Source organism: Paracoccus onchidii (assembly GCF_028294535.1).
GTDB classification, from domain to species: domain Bacteria; phylum Pseudomonadota; class Alphaproteobacteria; order Rhodobacterales; family Rhodobacteraceae; genus Paracoccus; species Paracoccus onchidii.
The window spans coordinates 79,258-102,398 of the sequence record NZ_JAQBIE010000014.1; the positions used below are offsets into that span (position 1 = coordinate 79,258).

A 23,141-nucleotide genomic window follows, 5' to 3' on the forward strand; every position below is an offset into this window, starting at 1 on the left:
TAAAAAATCTTGCGATTTAATTTTGCTTTGCTAAAGTTCTTTCCTGAGAACGGACTTTGGCAGGGCTGATGCGTCAATCGCGGCAACTGGAAATATGTGTCGACAGCACGGATGGGCTTGCCTGTGCGGGGCAGGGCGGCGCGGATCGTGTCGAGCTGTGTGCGGCGTTGGGGCTTGGTGGGCTTACGCCTTCGGCCGGGCTGATGTCGGTTGCTGCAGGTACGGGGCTGCCTTGTCATGCGATGATCCGACCCGCGCCCGGGGATTTTGTTTTGCGCCCGGGGACGCTGGACGCGATGCTGGGCGACATTGCAGCGGCGCAAAGTTTTGGTCTGGCGGGGATCGTCATCGGTGTTCTGACCCCTGATGGCGATCTGGATCTGCGCGCAATGTCCCGGTTGATCGCCGCGGCGGGCGATATGCAGGTGACGGTTCATAGGGCTTTCGATCTTTGTCGTGACCAGTTTGCCGCTCTGGAGCAGGTAATTGATCTTGGCGTGGCGCGCGTGCTGACGTCGGGTGGTGCGGCAACCGCGCTGGACGGAATCGAACGGATCGCTGCGCTTTGCGAGCGTGCCGATGGCCGCATAGAGATCATGGCCGGTTCAGGTGTCGATATAGGGTCGGCGGGATGTTTGCTTGCTGCAGGTGTCGATGCCTTGCACGGGTCCTGCAGCGTTGTCGATGCGACGCAACAGGACTGTACGGGAATAGGAATCGAGGCGCGCAACGTCACCTGCCCCGACAAGGTTGCGAGCTTGAGGAAGTATTGTCAGGAATGGAGGGCGACGGCATGAATGTGGGCGTTATCGGACTGGGCGCGCGGATCGCGGCGCTGGTGCCGGAATTTCGTGATGTCGCGCCCGACCTGCAATTCGCGGCGGTCGCCGACCCGTCGGATGCCCGCATCGGCGCATTGGGGTCCAAGCCCGTGGCGCGTTACGACACGGCGGAACAGATGCTTGCGGCGCAGCGGTTCGACATGTTGATGATCGGGTCGCCCAATCACCTGCACCTGGAACATATTCGGCACGCGCTGCAATCAGACACCCCTCATATCTTCGTGGAAAAACCGCTGGTGACGACGATCGATCAATCGTTGGAACTGGCTGAACTGATCGCGCGCCATGACGGGCATCGCCGCCTGATGGTCGGCTTGGTCCTGCGATATTCCCCGCTGTATCGTGCGCTGCGGCAGGCGCAGGCCGATGGCCATCTGGGCGAGATCATGTCCATCGAGGCATCGGAACATATCGCGCCCTACCATGGCAGTTTCTTCATGCGGGACTGGCGGCGCAATCGCGAATTCTCCGGCGGTTTCATGTTGGAGAAATGCTGCCATGACATCGATCTGTACCAAGGTGTGGTCGGGGCCCGGGCGATGCATGTGGCCAGTTTCGGGGGGCGCAAGAAGTATGTGCCGCAACACCGTCCCGATAGGGCGCCCGCCTATCTGGCGCGGATGTCGCCGCGCTGGAATGGACAGGACGACGCCTTTTCAGGGCAGGGCGATATTGTCGATTACCAGACTGCCATCGTCCAATATGAAAATGGCGCCGCCCTGACCTTTCATACCAACCTGAACGTGCCCGACGAGTTTCGCCGTTTCGCGGTGATCGGCCGCGATGGCATGGCCGAGGGCGATTTCATCCGGAACAGGTTTCGGGTGACCGGATCGGATCTGGGTGATTGCATTTGTGATCTGGATCCGGTGACGGATGCAGCCACCTCCGATCAGGGACATTATGGCGCGGACCGGGCGATGGCGCGGGATATCATGGCCTATGTCCGCGGTGAGGCCGCCGCGTTGCCGCTTGGTTGTGTCGACGCGCTTGAGGCCGGGATTACGGCCATGGCGATGGATCAGGCAATGGCCGGAATGAGGGTTGTCGATCTGGCGCCTGTCTGGGCCAAACTTGATATGGCATTGAGCGCAAAGGCTTTCGCATGACCCGACGTTTTGACAGTTTTCCCTATCTGCTCTTGCTGCCGGCGTTTCTTCTGACGCTGACCATCGTGGCCTGGCCGCTTTTCGAAACGTTCAGATTGTCATTGACCAATGCTTCGCTGCGCCCGGGCGAGGAATATGTCGGCTTCGAGAACTATATCGAGATCTTCGAAGACGATTTCTTCGAGGTCATCCAGCGGACCTTTGTCTGGATGTTCTTCGGTGTCGCGCTCAAGCTGATTGTCGGGACGATCGGTGCCGTCTTGTTGAACGCGGCTTTGCCGGGGCGCAATCTGTTTCGCATTCTGATCATGCCGCCGTGGATCGTGCCAATCGCGATTGGGGTTTTCATGTGGTCATGGATGTATAACGGCCAGTTTGGCATGATTTCCGGTGTGGCCCAGAAGATCGGGATGTTGTCAGGACCGTTCGAATTTCTGGCGCATAAGAATTCGGCGTTCTTTGCCACCATCGTCACCGATGTCTGGGTCGGCACGCCGCTGGTCGCGCTGTATCTGTTGGCGGCGATGCAATCGATCCCGAAAGAGCTGCACGAAGCGGCCTGGGTTGATGGTGCCAGCCGCTTTTATCGGTTTCGGCGGATAACCCTGCCGTTACTGGCCCCATCGATCTTCACGATGGGGCTGCTGTCGGCGATCTGGACGTTCAATTCCTTTGACATCATCTGGATCCTTACCGAAGGCGGGCCGCGTGGCGCGACGACCACGATGATCATCGATACCTACAAGACCGCGATCAGCCGTTTCCGGTTTGGCGAAGGCTCGGCCCGGGCGGTGATGATCCTTCTGTGTCTGACGGCGTTTTCCGCCGTGAACCTGATGCTGATGGCCCGCGCTGGCCGCAAAGCCGGAGCAAAGTGATGATCGACAAATACAAGTGGTGGGAAAAACTGGGTCTCTATGCGGGTATTCTGGTTTTCCTGACATTCATCCTGGCACCCTTTGCCGAGGCGATCATGGTGTCGTTGCGGCCATTGGATTCCGTGTTTCGCGCCCCCTATCGTTTCTACACGCCTGACATGACGTTCGACGCCTATATCGAAATGTGGACCAGCGTGCCGCAGTTGCCGCGCTATATCTTCAATTCGTTCTTCATGTCTTGCGCGGTCACGTTGCTGGCCCTGATCTGCATCATTCCCGCCGCCTATTCGGTGTCGCGCTTCGAATACCGGTTTCGCAATGGCATCCTGACGACATTCCTTGCCATCAACATGATCGGCGCAGCGGTTCTGATCGTGCCGCTTTACAAGCTGATGCTGACATTGGGCCTGCTGAATACCTATTGGGCGATGATCATTCCGGGCGCGGCATTTTCCGTTCCCACGGGCATTTTCCTGATGCGCAGCTATTTCCTGCGGATTCCAAAGGAACTGGAAGAGGCGGCTTTTGTCGATGGCGCCTCGCGCATGTATACGCTGTGGCGGGTGATCCTGCCGGTTGCGGCACCCGGAATCGTGGTGGTGTCGATCACGGTCTTCATCACCGCTTATGCCCAGCAATTCCTGTTCGCGCTGACCTTCAATTCCATCGATGATTATCATCCGCTGGCGATGGGGTTGTACCAATTCTTCGGTCGCGAGCAGGTCGTCTACAACCAGCTGATGGCGGCCAGCCTGGTCGGCATTCTGCCGGTTCTTCTGCTGTATATCTTCTTGCAGCGTTACATCGTCGCCGGCCTCACGGCGGGCGCGGTCAAAGAATAAAATCCACCAACACGGAGATTCAGATGAAAACCAGAACGATGCTATTCGCGGGGGCGGCCCTCGCCTGCATGGCGCAGACGGCAGCCGCGCAAGAGGAACTGCACTTCATCAATTGCGGCAGCAATGACGCCGCCGAGGCTGCGGTGCAGGCAAAGCATGTCGCCGCCTGGGAAGCGGATAATCCTGAGTTCAGCGTGAACATGGAATATGTGCCCTGGGGACAGTGCCAGGAAAAGGCGATCACGCTTGCCTCGGCGGGTTCGCCTGCTGCGCTGGCCTATCTGGGCAGCCGCGTCTTGCCGCAACTGGCGGATGCGGGTCTGTTGAAACCGGTCGAACTGACCGAGGAAGAGGCCGCAAGCTATGAGCCGTCGGTTCTGGCAACGATTCAGTTCAACGGCCAGAATTGGGGTGTGCCGCGCGCGTTCTCGACCCGTGCGCTGTTTTACAACAAGGACCTGTTTGAACAGGCCGGGTTGGACATGCCTGATGGCCCCCAGACCTGGGAAGATGTGATGACGGCAGCCAAGGCGGTCACCGAAAACACGGATGCACGTGGTTTGGGTATCGCGGCGGCGTCGTTCGACAACACGATGCACCAGTTCCTGAGCTGGCTGTATGCCAATGGCGGCGAAGTCATCAACGCGGATGGCGAGGTCGTGTTCGACAGCCCGGAAACCGTTGAAACGCTGCAATTCTATGCTGACATGTTGCCCTATGCACAAGAGGGGCCGGTTGCCTATGACCGCGGCAAGCTCGAGCCGCTGTTCGCGGAAGGCAAGATCGCGATGATGCAGCAGAGCTTTGGGTTCCGCGCCCGCACGGGTGATGCGAATTACGGCGTCACATGGGTGCCCACGGGTCCCAGCGGCGAAGGTCACTCGACCTTGCTGATCACCGACAGCCTTGCCGTATTCGAAGGTTCTGGCGTGGAAGACGCTGCGATGTCCCTTGCGAAATACCTGTCTGAAACCGAACGTCAGGCCGAATTCGACGATGTCGGTGGCTGGACCCCGGTGCGCGATACCGAACTGACCCGTGCATTGCCCGGGAAAGATCCCAACTGGGCCTATTTTCTGGGTTCTGTTGCGGAAGGTGGCCCCGAACCGCAGGTTGTCGACTATAATGCATTGCAGGACGTCATGAACGAAAGCATTCAGGGCGTGATCCTGGGCGAATTGTCGCCCGAAGAGGCTGCACAGGAAGTGGCCGACGAACTGAATGATCTGATCGACTGAGCATGAATGCCGGAACGGGGCGGCTGGGATCGCCCCGTCCTTCCATCAGGAGAATACATGGGACAACTCAAGCTGACGGGCGTCACCAAGAGATTTGGCACGGCCGATGTGATCAGGCCGACGGACCTGACAATCAATGAAGGTGAGTTTGCGGTCTTTGTGGGGCCGTCGGGCTGCGGCAAAAGCACCATGTTGCGGATGATCGCGGGGCTTGAGGAGGTGACGTCGGGCACGATCGAGATCGATGGTCAGGTCGTGAACGATCTTGCCCCCGTCAAGCGGGGCATCTCGATGGTGTTTCAGTCCTATGCGCTGTATCCGCATATGACGGTGTTCGAGAATATCGCCTTTCCACTGCGCGTTGCGCGTTTGGCGCAGGCCGAGGTCGAACGCCTGGTGCACAAGGCTGCCGATGTCCTGCAACTGCGGGACAGGCTGGATCACCGGCCCGGTGCGCTGTCCGGTGGTCAGCGGCAGCGTGTTGCGATCGGTCGGGCGATCGTTCGCGAACCCCAGATATTCCTGTTTGATGAACCGCTTTCAAATCTGGATGCGGCCTTGCGCGCGGAAATGCGGGTCGAATTGTCACGCCTGCACGGCAAGCTGAAGAATACGATGATCTATGTCACCCATGATCAGGTCGAGGCGATGACCATGGCTGACAAGATTGTCGTCTTGCGGGGCGGGGTGATCGAACAGGTCGGATCACCGCTTGAACTGTTCCACAAGCCGCGAAATCAATTCGTGGCAGGGTTTATCGGCAATCCCAACATGAATTTCCTGCCGGTCACCTGTGTTTCTGCGGGCGTCGAAGGGGTGAGCGTGACCCTGCCGGCAAGCGAAACAACGGTGACGGTCCCGGTATCCGCCGGTCGGGTGCGCGCCGGCGATTCCCTGGTTCTGGGATTGCGTCCTGATGACATGAGCTTGGGAAAAAGCGGTGCCGAGATCCCGGTTGTTCCCGAGGTGATCGAACGGCTGGGAAATCAGTCGCTGATCTATGGTGCCGCCGGTGACGGCAGCTCGATCTGCATGGTTGCCGAGGGCGCGGCCGTGATCCATCCGGGTCACACCGTCATGGCGTCCTTTGATCCCTCGAAGGCCCATTTGTTCGATGCAGGCGGCGATGCCTTGGAACGCCGCTTTGACGAGGTAATGCCAGCCTGACCCCGGGCAGGACGGATTGCGGCGGGATATGGATACCAGAGCCGCGCGGCCGCAATCCATTCCCCGAGAGGGGGTAACAATCAGTCGGGAAAGACCACGCGCGGGCGTTGCAGGATACCGGGCAGGGCGGCTTGCTTGTCTGACAGGACTTTCAGAAGCTGTTCGGCCATCAGGCGCCCCGCATCCTCGATATCCTCATGGATCATATCACCCTGTGGTTCGATCTGGTCGAGAATACCGGATATTGATTTTGAAACAGCGCGGACATCCTGCCCGAAACGCAGATCTAGATTTCTGACTGCCGTTCGGATGGCGAGATAGGATGCCTCGCCAGGGCAGATGAACCCGTCTACCTGCTGATCGTGCTTCAGGTGGGCATGTGCCCAATCCGTGATCGCCCGCATGGGTGAATCAAGCGTCACGCAATCGGGAATGTGATAGTCAACCCCGGTCTCTCGCACGGCGCGCATCAGCCCATAGCGCAAATGCTGGTGAAATGTCAGTGAATCCGGCGGCAGGATCGCGCAGATCTTTTTGCATCCAAGATCAACCAGTCGCCTTGTGGCGCGATAGGCGAAATCTTCATTGTCGAAATCGACCCACGGATGCTGATTGCTGAATTCTGTCCGGCCGTGGCTGATGAACGGAAAGCCGTGTTCCTGCAAGAAACGCACGCGGGCATCGAATGGCGCGGTCCGGGTAAAGAAAATGCCGTCGGCCTGCCGGTTGGTGACGATGCGCCGGATGGCGCGGATCGAGTCGGATTCACTGAATTGCGGCGTGACGACAAGGTTGTAGCCGCTATGTTCAAGCGCGCGGGTCAACCCCATCAGCAATGCGTTGCCAAAGCCAAGCACTTCGAAATGCGGGTCGAGGATCAGGTTCAGCACCATCGTTCGTCCAGTGCGAAGGCGGCGGGCGGCGCGGTCAGGTTCATAGCCGACAGAGCTTGCGATCTTGCTTATCCTGTCGCGGGTGGTCTGTGCGATCTTGGGGTCGTCGGCCAGTGCGCGAGAAACCGTTGCAACCGCCACTCCGGAAAGTTCGGCGATGGTCCTGAGGGTGGGGCGTTGCTTGGGGGCGGACATGCGATGCGAGATCAATCCTGAAAGTTAAATCGATTTAAAACTGACTAAGCAGCTTTGGTGATTGATCAATATACAGATAAGTTTGGTTTAAGAAAGATGGGTTGCGAATGAAGTGTTGACATGATGCGATGATTGAAACGTTATAAAGCGACAAGAACAGGCAATTGTTTTCAAGGGGAGGAGACCATGAAATTCCAATATGCCCTCAAGGCCTCGGCGTCTGTCGCCGTGCTGTGCATCGCTGCGCCGATGGCGATGGCGGAAGAAGTCGAAGTCCTGCATTGGTGGACCTCGGGCGGGGAGGCTGCGGCACTCAATGTGTTGAAGGACAATCTCGAAGCTCAGGGCGTGACCTGGCAGGACATGCCGGTCGCCGGGGGATCTGGCGTCGAGGCGATGACGGTACTGCGTTCGCGGGTGACATCGGGGAACGCGCCCACCGCCGTGCAGATGCTGGGCTTTGACATCAAGGATTGGGCAACCGAGGGCTTCCTGGGTGATCTGAGCGAAGTCGCGGACGAAGAAGGATGGGCCGAGGTCGTGCCCCCGGCATTGCAAGAATTTTCCAAGTATGACGGGAAATGGATCGCAGCACCTGTCAACGTGCATTCGACCAACTGGATGTGGATCAACAAATCTGCATTGGATGCTGCCGGCGGCGAAGCACCTGAAACCTGGGATGATCTGATCGCGGTTCTGGACAAGATGCAGGAAAACGGCATCGTGCCTTTGGCCCATGGCGGTCAGGCCTGGCAGGACGGGACGGTGTTTGACTCGGTCGTGCTGGGGCTGGGGGACGATTTCTACAAAGCGGCGATCATCGATCAGGATCCCGAGGCATTGGCCTCGGACCAGATGGTCGAGGCATTCGAACGCATGGAAAAGCTGGCAACCTATTTCGACCCCAACTTTTCTGGTCGTGACTGGAATCTGGCCTCGGCCATGGTGATCAATGGCGAGGCCGGGATGCAAGCCATGGGCGACTGGGCCAAGGGCGAGTTTCTGCGCGCGGATCTGGTGCCGGGCGAGGATTTCGTCTGCATCCGCTTCCCCGATACGCAGGGTAGCGTCCTGTTCAATTCCGATCAGTTCGCCATGTTCGACGTGTCCGAGGATAAGGTCGGGGCGCAAAAGCTGATGGCTTCAGCGGTGATGGACCCTGATTTTCAGGTCGCCTTCAACACGGTGAAGGGTTCGGTGCCTGCCCGCACGGATGTCGCGGATACAGAGTTTGACGATTGCGGCAAGAAGGGCATGGCGGATCTGGCAGAAGCGGCACAGAACGGCACGCTGCACGGTTCCATGGCGCATGGGCATGGGGCCAGCTCGAATATCAAGAGTGCGATCTTCGACGTGGTGACTGCGCATGTGAACGGTGAGTTCAGCGCGCAAGAGGCCGCCGAGGAACTGGCCGCAGCAGTCGAGGCTGCCCAGTAACGCCTTTTGTGCAGATGCGGTGACGCCGCATGTTCACGTCAAGGGCCGGCGGCCCTTCGCCGGTCCTTCATCTGCGAGGGAGCGTCCATGAGAGATCGCCTTCAGGAATGGGTGCCGCGGATCGTGCTGGCACCCAGTTTCGCGGCCATCGTGATCTTTGTCTACGGGTTCATCCTTTACACGGGGTGGTTGTCGTTGACGGATTCGCGCATGCTGCCGAACAACGAATTCATCGGCCTTGCCAATTATGAAAAGCTGTTCGGTCTTCGGCACTGGAACGTTGCACTGAAGAACCTGTTCATTTTTGGCACGCTTTACATCGTGATCAGTTCGGCGCTTGGCCTGTTTCTGGCGATCTTGCTGGACCAGCAGATCAGGAATGAAGGGTTCATCCGCACGGTCTATCTGTATCCGATGGCGATTTCCTTCATCGTGACCGGAGTGGCATGGAAATGGTTTCTCGACCCCGGTATCGGGCTTCAGAACACCATGCATCAATGGGGATGGCAGAGCTTCGAGTTCACCTGGATCAAGGACCGGAATCTTGCGATCTATACAATCGTGATTGCGGCGATCTGGCAGTCCTCGGGCTATGTCATGGCCATGTTCCTGGCCGGTTTGCGTGGCGTCGACAACGAGGTCATCAAGGCCGCGCAGGTTGATGGCGCAAGCGGTTTCCTGATCTATCGACGGATCATCATTCCCATGATGCGCCCGGTGTTTCTGTCGGCATTCGTCGTGCTGACCCATCTGGCGATCAAGTCATATGACCTGATCGTGGCGATGACGGGCGGGGGACCCGGTCGGGCAACCGAAATGCCAGCGACCTTCATGTATTCCTATACGTTCACCCGGAACCAGATGGGGGTGGGGGCCTCGTCCGCGATCATCATGCTGATCATGATTTTTTCGATCATCGTCCCTTATCTCTATAGTGAAATTCGTGCGGGGAGGGACAAGAAATGAGCGCCTCCTCCCAGGACAACGCCTTGCAGACCAGCGGTATCATGCGGGCCATGATATATGCATTGTTGATCTTTTTCGTGATCTATTACCTGCTTCCGCTTTGGATCATGATCGCCAATTCTCTGAAACCGCTAGAGGAGATCCACAGCGGCGACATGCTTGCCCCTCCTCGATCCATCACCTTCGAGCCATGGCGATCCGCTTGGTCGACAACGCAGGTCGGGGTCGAGGCCACCGGGTTGCGGCCATATTTCATCAATTCGATCCTGATGGTGGTGCCTGCGGTTGTCCTGTCGACCTTTCTGGGCGCGCTGAACGGATATGTGTTGACCAAATGGCAGTTCCGAGGGGCCAATCTTGTCTTCGGATTGATGCTGTTGGCCTGTTTTATCCCGTTTCAGATCGTGCTGATCCCGATGGCGCGTATTCTTGGCATGCTGGGACTGGCTGGGACCATTCCGGGTTTGGTGATGGTGCACACGATCTATGGCCTGGGTTTTACGACCTTGTTCTTTCGGAACTATTACGCGGCTTTCCCAACCGAGCTTGTCCGTGCAGCCCAGATCGACGGTGCATCGTTCTTTCAGGTGTTCTGGCGAATTCTGGTGCCATCATCGGGGCCGATCATTGTCGTGACGATCATCTGGCAATTCACCAATGTCTGGAATGATTTTCTGTTTGGCGCGTCATTTTCCAGCTATGATTCAACGCCGATTACGGTTGCGCTGAACAATCTGGTCAACTCGTCTACCGGGGTCAAGGAATACAACGTTCACTTTGCGGGCGCGATCCTCGCCGCGCTTCCGACCCTCATCGTTTACATCGTCTCCGGACGCTATTTCGTGCGTGGCCTGATGGCCGGCGCCGTGAAGGGGTAAGTTCATGGCATCACTGACAATCGACAAGCTGACCAAAAGCTTTGGCGCCGTTGACGTGCTGAAAGGTATAGATCTGGAAATCGAGGATGGCGGTTTTCTTGTTCTGGTCGGACCGTCGGGATGTGGCAAATCCACCCTGCTGAACTGTATTGCCGGACTGGAAAAAACCACGAGCGGCGAAATCCGTATCGGCGATCGCAATGTGGAAGGGCTGCATCCATCAAAGCGCGATATTGCGATGGTTTTCCAAAGCTATGCTTTGTATCCCAACATGACCGTGCGCGGGAATATCTCGTTCGGCATGGAAATTCGCGGGATCGCCAAGGCGGATCAGGACAGGGCCATTCAAGAGGTGGCCGATATGTTGCAGATCGGAAACCTGCTGGATCGCAAGCCTTCGCAGCTTTCAGGGGGGCAACGCCAGCGTGTCGCGATGGGGCGGGCGCTGGTGCGTCATCCTCAGGTCTTTCTGTTCGACGAACCGCTGTCCAATCTGGACGCCAAGCTGCGCGTCGATATGCGCACCGAGATCAAGCGTCTGCACAGCCGCATGGGCACGACAATCGTCTATGTCACCCACGACCAGATCGAGGCCCTGACGCTGGCGACCAAGATCGCCGTGCTAGAGGCCGGATATCTGCAACAATTCGGCACCCCGGACGAGATCTATAATGATCCCGCCAATATGTTTGTCGCTGATTTCATGGGGTCTCCGTCGATGAACCTGATAGAAGGACGGTTGACTGCAAGCGCGGATGGGCTTGAGGTGGTCATAGACAGTCATGATGATCGCAGTATTTCCTTGCCGGTTCCGGATTCCGCGGCGATGCGGCAGCATCTCGACCATTCGATCGTGTTCGGCATACGCCCCGAGGCCATGACCGATCCTGACGGCGCGGATCGCACCTCTTCCAGGGTGGTGACACGTGATTGCTATATCGAGGTCAGTCAGCCGGCGGGGTCGGACACCTTTGCCCTGACAAAACTTGGGGGAAAGGAGTGCATTGCCCGGTTCCGTGCAGATGCGCGGATCGAACTGGGCAGCTTTTCCCCCGTCAGTTTCAACATGACCAAGGCGGTTTTCTTCGACCCATCCACGAAAGAGCGTATTCGCTAAATCACGTCGTGTTCCTGCAAACACGCCGGTGCCTGCCGGTTGGCGCTGCTTCACTGACAGGCTTTGTTATGGACCGGTTTGCGCATATGCTGAACCAACCTGCCCATGTCAGCGCCAATGGTGGCCACAACTGAAGGTGCCGGATGAAATTCATTTCCGCGATTTGCGTGCTTGGCCTTTTGGGTGGCGCAACGAGTTCGGGGGCATTGGCGCAGGAAAGCGCGGATTTCACATTGCCGGGTGGCGTGGAGCTGGACATTTACGGTTATCTGAAACTGGATGCGATCCATGATCGCGACTATGATCTGGGCACCACGTTCTGGGGGCTGGGCAGTATCGGCAAACCGGATGGTCCCCGGCGCATTGATGACAGCCGCGTTCAGGGTTATGAATCGCGTCTGGGGGTTCGGCTTTATGCGCCGGTGGATTTCGGTGATCTTAAGATGGTCATCGAGGGTGATCTTTATGGTGACGACCCCGGCCAGCCACGGCTTCGGCATGGTTATGTTGAAATGGGCGGTCTGACTGTTGGCAAGACCTTCACCAACTTCATGGCAATCGAAACCTTGCCCAGCACCTGGGATTTCCAAGGCCCTGCGGGAACCACCTTCGTCTTCGCGCCGCAGCTTCGGTATGAATATGTCTCCGCTCAAGGATATGGCGCGTCGGTCGCGATTGAACAGGACGTGAGCGATGCCAATGCAATGGCCTATACCGCCGGTTTGTCCCGTCAGTTCGATCGGGGCTTCGCAAAGATTGCCGCGATTTCACGCGACTACGAGACGGACGGTCTTGGTTCGGCCGATGGCTGGGGGGTCATGGCGGCCGCTGTGGTCGACGTTTGGCCGGGGGGCACATTGAATGGTGGTGTCGTAAACGGCGAAGGTGTGTCTGCTTACATGAACTATGGCGGGCGTGATCTCGACATGATGGGCAAGCCGATCGGCACGACCGGTTGGAGCCTTGGCGTTCTGCAGCAGGTCGCAGAACATATGAATGTCGGGATTCAATATGGCCATCGCCACATCCGTGATTATGAAGGCGCGCAGGCAGATGAAACGAAGCGCTTGGAAACGCTTCACTTTTCGTTTTTTTATGATCCCGTCGAACGCCTGACGCTTGGCGGTGAATACATGTTGGGCGAGCGCAAGGACTTCAGTGGTCAGACCTATCGTGCCGACCGCGTGCAGTTGGGTGTGAAATGGGCGTTCTGACCCAGGCTCGGGGCCACTGGCCCTGAACACTTCGTGGTGACCGGCCAGAAACCTGTTCGGGTCCCGGCCGGTCAGCGGTTGCTTAGATCACGATTTGCGACCGGTTTTCTTGCCTGCACCCTTTCGGGGCCCCGCGCTGGGTTTGGCCCATTTGGCCTTGCCGGCGGCCGGCTTTTTCCCCTTGCCCTTGGTTGCGCCGTCGCCGGCGCGCGCGGATTTTTCCTTGCGGTCGCTTGCGCTCCAGCGCTCCTTGCGGGGGCGCGCGGGCTTGTCATCGCGTTCGGACACCGGATTGCCCGAGGTGAATTCGGCCTCGTCGCGGGGCTTGCTTTTCTTGAACTCGCGGCGCGGTGCGGGGGCTTTGCGATCCTTGCGTGGCCTGTCGCGCAGGGGCGAAGGCGCGGGTCTGTCCAGGCTGGGCTGCCCGTCGAGCCGGGTCATCGACAATTCGGGTTCCAATTCGCATTGCGGGCCGAACTGCGCTGCGACACCTTCGGCAATTTGAACGAAGGTTTCGTTTTCGCGGACCCGGATCGCCCCGATTTCATCACGGGTAATATTGCCGGCTTCGCAGATCTTGGGCAGCAACCAGCGCGCTTCGGCCCGGCCTGTATGGCCAACCGAAAGCGAGAACCACACCGATGCCCCGAATTCGCCGCGCTCGCGCGGGGCTGCCGGGCTGTGTTGTTGACGCGGTGGGGTCAGTTCTTCGGGTGTCGGCCGTCCCTCGCGCCAGAGGCGGATAAAGGCTTCGGCGACCCGCTGCGGACCGAACTGTTCCAGCAGGGCTTTTGACAAGCTGCCTTCGTCCTCCCCGGATTCTTGCAGGGCAGGGTGCTGCATGATGCGGGTATCGTCCATGGCACGCACATCATCCGCCGACGGGGCGGGGGCCCATGTGGCCTCGACCTTTGCGAATTTCAAAAGCCGTTGCGCCCGTTTCATTTCCCCCGGTGGCACGATCAGTGCGGATACGCCCTTTGCACCGGCACGGCCCGTGCGTCCGGAACGATGAAGCAGGGTTTCCGAGTTCGTCGGCAAATCGGCATGGATGACCAGTTCCAGACCGGGCAGATCGATGCCGCGTGCGGCCACGTCGGTTGCAACACAGACATGCGCGCGCCCGTCGCGCAGCGCCTGAAGCGCGTGGGTTCGTTCCTGTTGGCTCAACTCGCCCGAAAGTGCGACGGCCTTGAAACCGCGATTTCCCATCCGTGCCAGCAAATGGTTCACATTCGCACGGGTCTTGCAGAACACGATCGAGGTGCGTGCTTCGTGCAGGCGCAGCAGGTTGAAGATTGCCGGCTCCCGGTCGCGCGGCGCCACATGCAAGGCGCGATAGTCGATATCGCCATGTTGGCGCGATTCACCCGCAGCGACGATGCGCAATGCGTCCTTCTGAAAATCTTTGGCCAGTTTCTCGATGGCGTTGGGCACGGTTGCCGAAAACAGCAGCGTCCGCCGCGTTTCGGGTGCAGCCTGCAGAATGAATTCGAGATCTTCGCGAAATCCCAGATCAAGCATTTCATCGGCTTCGTCCAGAACTGCGGCCTTCAGTTCGGACAGGTCAAGGCTGTTGCGTTCAATATGGTCACGCAGCCGACCCGGTGTGCCCACCACGATATGCGCGCCGCGCGCCAAGGCCCTGCGCTCGTTGCGGAAATCCATGCCGCCGACACAGGTCGCGATCTGAGCGCCGACCTGTTCATACAGCCAGGACAATTCACGCGCCACCTGCAAGGCAAGCTCTCGGGTGGGTGCAATGGCCAATGCCAGCGGAGTTTCCGAGGTTTCAAGCTGTTCGTTGCGATCAAGAATGTCGTCGGCAATCGCCAGGCCAAAGGCCACTGTCTTGCCAGATCCGGTCTGGGCCGAAACCAGCAGATCCTTTCGCGCCGTTTCAGTGGTCAGGACCGAATCCTGAACAGGGGTCAGGCTGGCATACCCTTTGGCTGCCAGCGCCGCAGCCAAGGGCCGAGCAATGTTTTTGTCAATCATATCTTCGCCAGAAAAAGGGGCGCCATGCACCCGGAGGATGGCGCCAACCTGGCAATTGATGGAAAGCCTGAACCCAATCAATGCAGGACTAAGGAGCCTGAAGGCGCGGCTTCTATGCCTTCGCGGTTATGAAGTAAAGCCCCCTTGCTCGAAAGTTCTGTGCATAGCTTGCGCAAAGCGGCAGGATATGAGATCAGGTATGTTGCAACGTTGATTCCTAGCTGCACCTGTCTCCTTTATCGGCTTCAGTTTGCTATTCGAACTGACCGAGCCGGGCTGCTGCATTTCGCGGGCAGCATTAATAAATGGAGAAATCACGATGGCTACTGGCACCGTGAAATGGTTCAACCAAACCAAGGGCTTCGGCTTTATCGCACCGGCCGAGGGCGGCAAGGACGTTTTTGTCCACATCTCGGCTGTCGAACGCGCTGGCATCCGTCAGCTGGATGATGGTCAGGCTGTGTCTTTCGACATCGAAAGCGGTCGTGACGGTCGTCAGTCGGCGACAAATCTGGCCCTGGCCTGATAATTTTCGGGTCCGCCCGTTTCCGGGCGGACCCTCTTTAGCGGTCGTATTGCTCCGCTTGGCAATCCTTTGGGATTTGGCCCGTATTTGCCCAATCTTTTCCAAATTTCTGCGTTGATTGGACCGATCAGGCGTTTTGGCCTGTATTGCGGTTGATTTAGTCGACGATCCTTTCCGGATGATGTTATAAACGATATGCCAAGCTTACTTGGGAACCGTATAGGCTGAGTGCAGGAACACGATGGCGAAGACGCGCAAAACGACGGATGAGGTCGCTGGGGAAGACCGGGATGCATCGATCTATGATCGGATGCTGAAAGATATTTCGACCGGGCAACTTGCCGGGGGGCAGCGGCTGAAGGTCGCGGAACTGGCCAAGCATTATGGCGTCAGCACCAGCCCCATCCGAGAGGTCCTGCGCCGGATGCAGGGCGAAGGGTTTGTCGAGTTTTCGCCCAATCGTGGTGCAACCGTTCGCAAGGCAGATGCCGCCGCGGTACAGAATGTGTTCGAGATGCTGCAACTGTTGGAGCCGTATTTCGTGACTTGGTTCGCCGAATTTGCACGGCCCGAATGGATCGGTGAAATGGATGAGATCCAGAAGGAAATCGCGGTGATCGGCACATCTGATCTGGCGCATTTTCGGCGACTGGATGCAGCCTTTCATGAAACGATCTGCAAATATCACTATAACCAGCCCGCCGCCGACATGTGGCGTAACCTGCGCCGTGCATTGAATGTTTATGGCGCGCGCCTGCGTGTGACGCCGCCTCGCTATGCGCAGATCTTGCAGGAACATGAGCAATTGTTGCAGGCGTTCTGTGACAATGACGTGGAACGGGCGGAACAGGTTTTGCGGCAACATATTGATGGTTCATATGTTCAGATGTCGCAACAGATGAAGGCGATTGGTTTCTGACCCCCGATCGTGATTGCTTGCTGGGCCGGGGGCGTCGCCCCGGCGGGTCTGCAGCCCAAGCAAAACTTGCCGGGACGTGGGATTTACGTTGCTGTCAGTCCGTGCCAAGGGCGACCAACATCGCGGCCTCGTCAATTTCGATCACTACCGGACGGGCCGTTGCGATGGCGTTTTGCAGTACCTGCCGCAAGCCGGTTTCGTTACTTACCCGGCAGGCATCGATGCCATAAGCTTGGGCCAGTGCCCGGAAATCAGGAGAAGCAAGCGCGACACCCACGGGGGCAATATTGTCAGCCACCATTGCGTCGCGGATTTCGCCATAACATTCGTTGTTCCAGATCAAGACAATGACCGGGGCCTGTGCGCCGGCCAACGCCGCCAGCTCGCCGATACTGTAGTGCAGCCCGCCGTCACCCACCAGGCACAGGGCGCTGCCATCTCGGGCAAGCGATGCGCCGACCGCGGCGGGCAGGGCGTATCCCAAGGTGCCGAACCCGGTAGCTGAATTGTGCCAAAGCTTCGCCGCCGGGGTGTCATGGCCCAGATTTCCTGCATAGACGGGATGTGTTGAATCCCCGATGATCGGCATATCCGGCGCGACCTCGTGCAGGATCTCGAGAAACCTGAGACCCGCGCGCATCCGTGCATCCAGGGCGGCAAAGGCTGCGTCGCGGCATTCCTTCGCGCGGGCGGCACCATCTCGCACCCTGGCGGCAAGTGCCGTCGTCAATTCTGATATTGCATGCCCGGCATCCCCCAAAAGCGCAATATCGGGCACTGCATTGGTCACCATCTGAACAGGGTCGATTTCAATGCGGATCAGCGGATGTGGCAATTCGGGCATGCCGGTTTCATACATATCGAAATCGGTCGGACCGATTTCAGTGCCGATGGCGATAGCGGCATCGGAGTCGGCCAATAATGCGCGGGGTTCGGCCAGCGAAGGGCTGAATGGAACGGCCAAGGGGTGCCCGGCGCCCATAATGCCGCGCGCATTGGTGGTCATGATGACAGGTGCGTCCAATGTTTCGGCCAGTCGCCGCACGGCATCGGATGCGGATGCGGCCCCGCCGCCGCAAAGAATGACAGGGCGTTCCGCAGCAGCCAGCGCACCAGCGGCCGCGGCGATGTCGGTGCCAGCAGGGCTGGGCCGAGCGGATGTCTGACGTAGCGGAACCGCGATTTGCGGGGGTGTTTCCTGCCAGAGATCCAGAGGGATTTCGATATGAACCGGTCTTGGCCGGCCGCTGTTGAAAACCGCGAAAGCCCGGGAAAGAACCTTTGGCAGATCGGCGAGGCTCTGCAATGTGTGGCTGAACGCGCTTACCTCACGCATGATCGCCTGCTGGTCCGGCAGTTCGTGCAGCTGCCCTTGGCCAAACCCCATATGACGACGGTTGTTCACCGAGGAAATTACCAGCATCGGCACGGATTCAGCGTAAGCCTGGGCCATCGGGGTAATGATATTGGTGACGCCCGGGCCGGTGATCACAAAACAAACCCCCGGTTTGCCTGAAATGCGTGCATAGCCATCGGCCATGAATCCGGCACCTTGTTCGTGGCGGGGCGTGATGTGGCGCAACCCGCTTTCGGACAGACCATCATATAGCGGGATTGTATGCACCCCAGGAATGCCGAAGACGGTATCCACATCATAGGCCGTCAGAAGGCGGTGGATCCAAGGACCGGCGCGCAAAGGGCTGTTTGTCATCTGGGGTCTCCTCAAGCCATCTGGGCGGCATGGTTGCGGCAGAATTCGACAATTCTGCGGCCAGCCTCGGACAGCGTTTCTTCGTTCAGGGTGAAGGACAAGCGCACATACCCTGCCGCGCTTGGACCAAAGGCGGTGGCATCCAGCGCCGAAACGCCCGTTTCACGCAGCAAGGCCCAGGAAAATTCGTTGGCGGACATGCCGGTGGCGGAAATGTCGACCATCAGGAACATTCCCGCATCGGGCGCAACCGATTTAATCCCCGGCGCGGGCGCAAGTGCGGCCAGCAATGCATCCCGACGTCGGGCATAGATGTCGCGCATCCGCGCCGAAATCGCATCGGCGTTCTCCAATGCCGTTTCCGCGGCTTGCTGCACAAAACCGGGCAGCCCGTACAGCATGCACAACGAAAGGTTCCCCGCATGTGCAATGGCTTGTTCCGGTCCGATGATCCAACCACAGCGCCATCCGGTCATTGCATGCGATTTTGACAGGCTCGAAATCGTCAACGTCCGCTCTGCCATGCCGGGCAAGGACGCGATCGATACATGTTCGACCCCGAATGTCAGGCCGCTATACACCTCGTCGCTGATGACCCACAGATCATGTTTGCAGGCTATCGCGGCCAGCGCCCTGGCTTCGTCTGTTGATGTTACGGTGCCGGTCGGATTGTTGGGGCTGGCCCAGAGCAGCGCGCGCGTCCGGGGCGTTACCCGGGCTGCGATCTGATCGGGGTCAGGGCGAAAACCCGCACCGGCGCGGGGGGGGACGGCGATGGGGGTCGCGCCCGCGGCGCGCACGGTTGCCTCATAGGTGACATAGCAGGGGTCGGGCATGATGACTTCGTCGCCTGGTTGCAACAGCAACAGCGACGCAAAGAACAACCCGTTTTGCGCCCCTGCCGTTACGCAGACATTTTCTGCCGTCAGTGGCAGTTTCATGCCGTGCGATGCGTGACGCGCAATGGCGTCGCGCAGGGATGGCGTGCCCTGAACACCCACATAGTGCGTGTCGCCCTGCTTCAGTGCGGAAATCGCGCGGTCGGTTACGGCGGCCGGTGTGTCCATGTCAGGGTCCCCGACGCTGAGCACGATGACATCTTCGCCCCGCGCCTTGGCCGCGATTGCTTCCGAATGGATCGCCCAGGCTGCCGCGCCTTCGCCAGCAATTCTTTCGACGAATGGAGAATATTTCATTGCGACCTCCTGTTGGCTGCTTTTCAATAGGCTACCTCTTGTTGAACAAACGTTCAACAGTGAGTATCAGCTTTTCATGGCGTCAGGCGCTATCGCGATGTATGGGTGGCGTCTGATGACAGAATTGCCCTCCCATGATCGCGGTCCCGGCCCAAGATATCGCCGCAAGACCGCCGATGAGCGTCGTGAAGCGTTGCTGCAGGCAGCGTTGGATTGCATTGTTTCTCTTGGCGTCGAAAAATCCTCGATTCGCGCCATAGCCGAGCGTGCCGGTGTTTCGGTCGGCCTGATCAACCATCACTATGGCACCAAGGAAGCACTGGTTGCCGCCGCCTATCGACATGTCGCTGACGACTTGCTGGCCCAGATCGAACAACGTGTCGCCGACGTTCAAGGCGATGCTCGCCAGAAGCTGTCTGCCTTCATCGAGGCGTCATTTTCACCTGTCAACCTGAATGGCGAATTGTTCCGGGTCTGGCTGGCCTTCTGGACGATGCAATCCACATCCCCTGAAATCGCTGCGGTGCACAAGGAACGCTATGGCGCTTATCGTGCGGTGCTTGAAGGCATGATTGCTGATCTTCAAAGCTGCGATGGTGTCGGACAGCTGGATCCAAGATTGGCGGCGATCGGTCTTTCGGGGCTGTTGGACGGGTTATGGCTGGAATGGTGTCTTGAGCCGGCGACATTTACCCCTGCCGAGGGGATCAGGTTGGCGGAAACCTGGGTCGATACGGTTGCCTTGCGGCGCGACGTCAGTTGAAAAACAGTTGATCTTCCTTCTTGAACAGTTGTTCAACAGTTGCTAGCGTTAGTGCATGCAACAGGAAACGAACGGACAGCAAGTCCGACCAACCGACCTGCCCTCGGGGGCGGATTCCGATTTGGCCGTATCTGTTTCGGGGCTGGAAAAAAGCTACGACAGGCTGAAGGTCTTGAAAGGTATCGATTTCGCGGCGGGCCGCGGAAGCGTGTCCTCGATCATCGGGGCCAGCGGGTCAGGGAAAAGCACGCTTCTGCGTTGCATGAACTTGCTGGAACGCCCTCAGGCCGGGAAACTTGAAATCGCGGGCGAGGAAATTCGCTTTCATGGTGCCGGAAGATCCATCGACCCACGTCAGGTGTCACGGCTGCGTCGTCGCGTGGCGATGGTGTTTCAGCAATTCGCGCTTTGGCCACATCTGACCGTGTTGGGCAATGTGGTCGAGGTGCCGGTGCATGTGCAGGGCATTTCGCGCAAAGAGGCCACGGAAAAGGCGATGGCCTATCTGGAACGCGTCGGCATGGCAGCAAAGGCCGATGAATATCCGAATTTCCTGTCGGGTGGTCAGCAGCAACGTGTTGGAATTGCGCGGGCCTTGGCGACTGATCCCGAAGTGTTGCTGTTTGACGAACCGACCTCGGCGCTTGATCCCGAACTGGTCGGCGAAGTGCTTGCCGTGATCAGAGGGTTGGCCGAAGAGGGCAGGACGATGATCCTCGTGACCCATGAAATGCGGTTCGCACGGGATGTTTCCAGTCAGGTGGCGTTCCTGCATCAGGGGCAGGTGGAAGAAATCGGCACCCCCGAACAGGTCTTTGAAAACCCGCGCAGCGAACGTTGCCAGCAATTTCTGTCTCACGTCATGTCCTGACCGGGCAGGGCGTGTGGCTCCGTCTGCAAGACGCAATCAACGAAACTAAAGCCAACAGGATCCCTTGAACATGAAAAAACTATCGCTACTGATTTCCGCGGCCTTCATGGTCGCCGCAGGTGTCGCCAATGCCGAGCCGTTGAAGATGGCATTCTCGTCAGAGCCTTATCCCCCGTTCACTTTCAAGGCGTCATCGGGGGAATGGACGGGCTTCGAGGTCGAGCTGGGGCAGGCGATCTGCGCGCAGATGCAGACCGAGTGCGAATTGGCGCCAACCGGCTGGAGCGGCATCATCCCGTCACTGAACGCGGGCAAGGTGGACTTCATCCTGGGTTCGATGTCCATCACGGACGAACGTGACAAGGTTATCGATTTTTCAGATCCGTATTACGATGCCGGGGCGATCTATGTCGGGCGCACAGATATGGACTTCGCCGGAGAAGGGGACCTGGACGGCAAGGTTCTGGCCGTGCAGGGGGCGACGACCCATGCCGGCTATGCCCGGAAAAAGCTTAACGAGGCGGGGGCAGATATTCGCATCTATGACCAGCATGAACAAATGATCCGCGATCTTCAGGCGGGGCGGGTTGACCTGATCCTTGCAGACCAGATTGCGATGATCAGTTTTTTGGGGCGTGATGATGCGGCAGGCTATACCACCCTTGCCGAAGCACCGGCGGATCCGTTGTTCGGCAAGGGGGTCGGTGTCGGGCTGCGTGACGGCGATGACGATCTGACGGCAAAGATGAACACGGCCATTCATGCGGTGATCGACGATGGCACATGCACCGAACTGTCGCAGAGATATTTCGATACCGATATCTGCGCCAAGTGAGACATCACGTTGTTTTCGGGGGCGCCGACCGATTGGCCGGCGTCCCTTTGCCATGTTTGAATGAAGCCGGGGTCATATGAACGGGTTCGAACAGGAAGGGTTGCGCGACTGGATCGGGCCGTTGCTGGATGGTGCGCTGGTTACAGTGCAGATTGCGGTTGCGGCTTATGTCATCGGTATTTTGCTGGGGCTTCTGGGGGCGATGGCCAAGCTGAGCGGTATCAATGCGCTGCGTGGCATTGCATGGGGTTATACGGCGCTGGTTCGGGCGATTCCTGAACTTCTTCTGATAATCTTGCTTTATTACGCCGGGACGCAGGGGCTGAACTCCGCATTGATAGCAATGGGTTTTGCCGGTGGCGTGGAAATCGGTGGCTTTACCGCGGCGGTGTCGGTTCTGGCCTTTGTGCAGGGGGCCTACATGACCGAGGTTTTTCGTGGCGCGATCGTGGCCATTCCCAAGAGCCTGCTAGAGGCGGCTGACAGCTATGGCATGTCGCGGGGGCTGCGTTTTCGGCGTATCGTGTTGCCGTTGATGCTGCCCAATGCCCTGGCGGGCATGTCGAACCTGTGGCTGATTCTGGTCAAGGAAACTGCGCTGGTCAGCGTCGTCGGCTTTGAGGAGCTGTTTTTCACCGCCCAGCAGGCCGCCGCCAGCACAGGGCTTTATGCGACATTCTATCTGGCAGCGGGGGCGTTGTTCCTTGCGATGACCTTGATATCCAACGTCGTGTTTCATTTCGCCGAACGCCACGTGCGGCGCGGCATGGTCAGGGGGTAGGGCATGGATTTTTCCTTCATTCTGGACCCCGGCTATCAATCCTATTTCATTGAGGGGTTCGTCAACACTCTGGCGCTTGTCTTCTGGTCGGGATTGGCGGGGATGGTGCTGGCGGTTCTGGTCGCGCTCGGCTTGGTGGCCGGACCTATGCCGCTGCGGTGGCTTCTGCGCGGTTTTACGACGGTGATCCGCGGAACGCCCCTGCTGGTCCAGCTGTTTTTCTTTTATGATGGTGTCGGCCGGTTGTTGACCTCGGTGCCTGCCATTCGCGAAAGCATGTTTCGCCCTTTGCTGAATGACGCGTTCTTTTTCGGAGCGGTGGCGTTTTCGGTCAGCGTAGCGGCCTATTCAGGCGAAGTCCTGCGCGCCGCCATGATGAATGTGCCCAAGGCCGAGCTAGAGGCCGCGCGATCATTCGGGATGTCACGAACGCGGATGGTGCGTCGCATCTGGTTGCCCCGCGCGGTTCAGCTTTGCCTGCCAACCCTGACGGGCGAGATGATCCTGCTTTTGAAATCGGTGCCACTGGTGTCCACCATTGCTGTGGTTGACCTGCTCAAGGCGGCCAATATCGTGCGGTCCGAGACCTTTCTGGTCTACGAGCCGCTGCTGTTGGTCGCGGGAATTTTCGTGGCGATGACTTTGGTGCTGACCGCCGCCATGAACCTGCTGGAACGTCGTTTCCCGGGCGCGCGTCCGGCGCGGCGTAAAACGACGGACATCAAGCTCGGCGCATGAGAAGAAACCGTCAGGGCAGGTTGGCCC

The 23,141-nt window shown here is 58.6% G+C and carries 22 protein-coding genes; 18 read left to right on the top strand and 4 right to left on the bottom strand.

What is annotated here, in order from left to right:
* Positions 1-68: 68 nt before the first annotated feature.
* Genes PAF17_RS12265 through PAF17_RS12290 form a run of 6 tightly spaced genes read left to right on the top strand, consistent with a single transcriptional unit; the run spans position 69 to position 6,076 of the window.
* Positions 69-797, top strand: a complete 729-nt coding sequence (locus PAF17_RS12265; RefSeq protein ID WP_271889392.1) for a copper homeostasis protein CutC — start codon at positions 69-71, stop codon at positions 795-797.
* Complete coding sequence (locus PAF17_RS12270; RefSeq protein ID WP_271889393.1) at positions 794-1,951, top strand: Gfo/Idh/MocA family protein; 1,158 nt, start codon at positions 794-796, stop codon at positions 1,949-1,951. Before PAF17_RS12265 ends, PAF17_RS12270 begins: the two co-directional genes overlap by 4 nt.
* Positions 1,948-2,829 carry a carbohydrate ABC transporter permease gene (locus PAF17_RS12275; protein ID WP_271889394.1) on the top strand — a complete coding sequence of 294 codons (882 nt, stop codon included), beginning with the start codon at positions 1,948-1,950 and terminating at the stop codon, positions 2,827-2,829. Before PAF17_RS12270 ends, PAF17_RS12275 begins: the two co-directional genes overlap by 4 nt.
* Complete coding sequence (locus PAF17_RS12280; protein ID WP_271889395.1) at positions 2,829-3,671, top strand: carbohydrate ABC transporter permease; 843 nt, start codon at positions 2,829-2,831, stop codon at positions 3,669-3,671. The genes PAF17_RS12275 and PAF17_RS12280 overlap by 1 nt, the downstream gene beginning before the upstream one ends.
* A gap of 23 nt (positions 3,672-3,694) precedes the next feature.
* Positions 3,695-4,909: an ABC transporter substrate-binding protein gene (locus PAF17_RS12285; protein ID WP_271889396.1), complete on the top strand. Its 1,215-nt coding sequence runs from the start codon at positions 3,695-3,697 to the stop codon at positions 4,907-4,909.
* 57 nt (positions 4,910-4,966) lie between these two features.
* Positions 4,967-6,076, top strand: coding sequence for an ABC transporter ATP-binding protein (locus tag PAF17_RS12290; RefSeq protein WP_271889397.1), 1,110 nt, complete (start codon positions 4,967-4,969; stop codon positions 6,074-6,076).
* 80 nt (positions 6,077-6,156) lie between these two features.
* Here PAF17_RS12290 and PAF17_RS12295 read toward each other — a convergent pair whose 3' ends face one another.
* Positions 6,157-7,164 (bottom strand): LacI family transcriptional regulator, encoded by a 1,008-nt coding sequence (locus PAF17_RS12295; protein ID WP_271889398.1) that lies wholly within the window; start codon positions 7,162-7,164, stop codon positions 6,157-6,159.
* Between the two features lie 186 nt (positions 7,165-7,350).
* Between PAF17_RS12295 and PAF17_RS12300 the strand changes: the two genes are divergently transcribed.
* The 5 genes from PAF17_RS12300 (at position 7,351) to PAF17_RS12320 (ending at position 12,776) form a co-directional block, all read left to right on the top strand.
* Positions 7,351-8,601: an ABC transporter substrate-binding protein gene (locus tag PAF17_RS12300; RefSeq protein ID WP_271889399.1), complete on the top strand. Its 1,251-nt coding sequence runs from the start codon at positions 7,351-7,353 to the stop codon at positions 8,599-8,601.
* Between the two features lie 87 nt (positions 8,602-8,688).
* The gene (locus PAF17_RS12305) at positions 8,689-9,567 is read left to right on the top strand and encodes a carbohydrate ABC transporter permease (RefSeq protein ID WP_271889400.1); all 879 of its coding nucleotides are present in this window, start codon (positions 8,689-8,691) and stop codon (positions 9,565-9,567) included.
* On the top strand, positions 9,564-10,445 hold the full coding sequence (locus tag PAF17_RS12310; protein ID WP_271889401.1) for a carbohydrate ABC transporter permease: 882 nt from the start codon (positions 9,564-9,566) through the stop codon (positions 10,443-10,445). Before PAF17_RS12305 ends, PAF17_RS12310 begins: the two co-directional genes overlap by 4 nt.
* A gap of 4 nt (positions 10,446-10,449) precedes the next feature.
* Complete coding sequence (locus PAF17_RS12315) at positions 10,450-11,562, top strand: ABC transporter ATP-binding protein (protein ID WP_271889402.1); 1,113 nt, start codon at positions 10,450-10,452, stop codon at positions 11,560-11,562.
* Positions 11,563-11,705: 143 nt separating this feature from the next.
* Positions 11,706-12,776, top strand: a complete 1,071-nt coding sequence (locus PAF17_RS12320) for a DcaP family trimeric outer membrane transporter (protein WP_271889403.1) — start codon at positions 11,706-11,708, stop codon at positions 12,774-12,776.
* 87 nt (positions 12,777-12,863) lie between these two features.
* Here PAF17_RS12320 and PAF17_RS12325 read toward each other — a convergent pair whose 3' ends face one another.
* A complete protein-coding gene (locus PAF17_RS12325; RefSeq protein WP_271889404.1) occupies positions 12,864-14,774 on the bottom strand; it encodes a DEAD/DEAH box helicase in 1,911 nt (636 codons plus the stop codon).
* 319 nt (positions 14,775-15,093) lie between these two features.
* Between PAF17_RS12325 and PAF17_RS12330 the strand changes: the two genes are divergently transcribed.
* The gene (locus PAF17_RS12330) at positions 15,094-15,300 is read left to right on the top strand and encodes a cold-shock protein (RefSeq protein ID WP_271889405.1); all 207 of its coding nucleotides are present in this window, start codon (positions 15,094-15,096) and stop codon (positions 15,298-15,300) included.
* A 241-nt stretch (positions 15,301-15,541) separates the two neighbouring features.
* Positions 15,542-16,219, top strand: coding sequence for a GntR family transcriptional regulator (locus PAF17_RS12335; RefSeq protein ID WP_271889406.1), 678 nt, complete (start codon positions 15,542-15,544; stop codon positions 16,217-16,219).
* Between the two features lie 94 nt (positions 16,220-16,313).
* On the opposite strand, the gene PAF17_RS12340 is transcribed toward PAF17_RS12335, so the two are convergent.
* Both PAF17_RS12340 and PAF17_RS12345 read right to left on the bottom strand, forming a co-directional pair.
* Positions 16,314-17,930, bottom strand: a complete 1,617-nt coding sequence (locus PAF17_RS12340) for a 5-guanidino-2-oxopentanoate decarboxylase (RefSeq protein ID WP_271889407.1) — start codon at positions 17,928-17,930, stop codon at positions 16,314-16,316.
* 11 nt (positions 17,931-17,941) lie between these two features.
* The gene (locus PAF17_RS12345; protein WP_271889408.1) at positions 17,942-19,126 is read right to left on the bottom strand and encodes a pyridoxal phosphate-dependent aminotransferase; all 1,185 of its coding nucleotides are present in this window, start codon (positions 19,124-19,126) and stop codon (positions 17,942-17,944) included.
* A 115-nt stretch (positions 19,127-19,241) separates the two neighbouring features.
* Between PAF17_RS12345 and PAF17_RS12350 the strand changes: the two genes are divergently transcribed.
* The 5 genes from PAF17_RS12350 (at position 19,242) to PAF17_RS12370 (ending at position 23,114) form a co-directional block, all read left to right on the top strand.
* The gene (locus tag PAF17_RS12350; RefSeq protein ID WP_271889409.1) at positions 19,242-19,889 is read left to right on the top strand and encodes a TetR family transcriptional regulator C-terminal domain-containing protein; all 648 of its coding nucleotides are present in this window, start codon (positions 19,242-19,244) and stop codon (positions 19,887-19,889) included.
* A 55-nt stretch (positions 19,890-19,944) separates the two neighbouring features.
* Positions 19,945-20,760: an ABC transporter ATP-binding protein gene (locus tag PAF17_RS12355; RefSeq protein WP_271889410.1), complete on the top strand. Its 816-nt coding sequence runs from the start codon at positions 19,945-19,947 to the stop codon at positions 20,758-20,760.
* A 70-nt stretch (positions 20,761-20,830) separates the two neighbouring features.
* Positions 20,831-21,595: a transporter substrate-binding domain-containing protein gene (locus tag PAF17_RS12360; RefSeq protein ID WP_271889411.1), complete on the top strand. Its 765-nt coding sequence runs from the start codon at positions 20,831-20,833 to the stop codon at positions 21,593-21,595.
* Positions 21,596-21,671: 76 nt separating this feature from the next.
* Positions 21,672-22,376: an ABC transporter permease gene (locus PAF17_RS12365; RefSeq protein WP_271889412.1), complete on the top strand. Its 705-nt coding sequence runs from the start codon at positions 21,672-21,674 to the stop codon at positions 22,374-22,376.
* Positions 22,377-22,379: 3 nt separating this feature from the next.
* Positions 22,380-23,114, top strand: coding sequence for an ABC transporter permease (locus PAF17_RS12370; RefSeq protein WP_271889413.1), 735 nt, complete (start codon positions 22,380-22,382; stop codon positions 23,112-23,114).
* Positions 23,115-23,141: the final 27 nt, after the last annotated feature.

Coding starts and splice junctions, on each gene's coding strand:
- PAF17_RS12265 (WP_271889392.1), top strand. CDS start 69: ATGCGTCAATCGCGGCAACTGGAAATATGTGTCGACAGCACGGATGGG.
- PAF17_RS12270 (WP_271889393.1), top strand. CDS start 794: ATGAATGTGGGCGTTATCGGACTGGGCGCGCGGATCGCGGCGCTGGTG.
- PAF17_RS12275 (WP_271889394.1), top strand. CDS start 1,948: ATGACCCGACGTTTTGACAGTTTTCCCTATCTGCTCTTGCTGCCGGCG.
- PAF17_RS12280 (WP_271889395.1), top strand. CDS start 2,829: ATGATCGACAAATACAAGTGGTGGGAAAAACTGGGTCTCTATGCGGGT.
- PAF17_RS12285 (WP_271889396.1), top strand. CDS start 3,695: ATGAAAACCAGAACGATGCTATTCGCGGGGGCGGCCCTCGCCTGCATG.
- PAF17_RS12290 (WP_271889397.1), top strand. CDS start 4,967: ATGGGACAACTCAAGCTGACGGGCGTCACCAAGAGATTTGGCACGGCC.
- PAF17_RS12295 (WP_271889398.1), bottom strand. CDS start 7,164: ATGTCCGCCCCCAAGCAACGCCCCACCCTCAGGACCATCGCCGAACTT.
- PAF17_RS12300 (WP_271889399.1), top strand. CDS start 7,351: ATGAAATTCCAATATGCCCTCAAGGCCTCGGCGTCTGTCGCCGTGCTG.
- PAF17_RS12305 (WP_271889400.1), top strand. CDS start 8,689: ATGAGAGATCGCCTTCAGGAATGGGTGCCGCGGATCGTGCTGGCACCC.
- PAF17_RS12310 (WP_271889401.1), top strand. CDS start 9,564: ATGAGCGCCTCCTCCCAGGACAACGCCTTGCAGACCAGCGGTATCATG.
- PAF17_RS12315 (WP_271889402.1), top strand. CDS start 10,450: ATGGCATCACTGACAATCGACAAGCTGACCAAAAGCTTTGGCGCCGTT.
- PAF17_RS12320 (WP_271889403.1), top strand. CDS start 11,706: ATGAAATTCATTTCCGCGATTTGCGTGCTTGGCCTTTTGGGTGGCGCA.
- PAF17_RS12325 (WP_271889404.1), bottom strand. CDS start 14,774: ATGATTGACAAAAACATTGCTCGGCCCTTGGCTGCGGCGCTGGCAGCC.
- PAF17_RS12330 (WP_271889405.1), top strand. CDS start 15,094: ATGGCTACTGGCACCGTGAAATGGTTCAACCAAACCAAGGGCTTCGGC.
- PAF17_RS12335 (WP_271889406.1), top strand. CDS start 15,542: ATGGCGAAGACGCGCAAAACGACGGATGAGGTCGCTGGGGAAGACCGG.
- PAF17_RS12340 (WP_271889407.1), bottom strand. CDS start 17,930: ATGACAAACAGCCCTTTGCGCGCCGGTCCTTGGATCCACCGCCTTCTG.
- PAF17_RS12345 (WP_271889408.1), bottom strand. CDS start 19,126: ATGAAATATTCTCCATTCGTCGAAAGAATTGCTGGCGAAGGCGCGGCA.
- PAF17_RS12350 (WP_271889409.1), top strand. CDS start 19,242: ATGACAGAATTGCCCTCCCATGATCGCGGTCCCGGCCCAAGATATCGC.
- PAF17_RS12355 (WP_271889410.1), top strand. CDS start 19,945: ATGCAACAGGAAACGAACGGACAGCAAGTCCGACCAACCGACCTGCCC.
- PAF17_RS12360 (WP_271889411.1), top strand. CDS start 20,831: ATGAAAAAACTATCGCTACTGATTTCCGCGGCCTTCATGGTCGCCGCA.
- PAF17_RS12365 (WP_271889412.1), top strand. CDS start 21,672: ATGAACGGGTTCGAACAGGAAGGGTTGCGCGACTGGATCGGGCCGTTG.
- PAF17_RS12370 (WP_271889413.1), top strand. CDS start 22,380: ATGGATTTTTCCTTCATTCTGGACCCCGGCTATCAATCCTATTTCATT.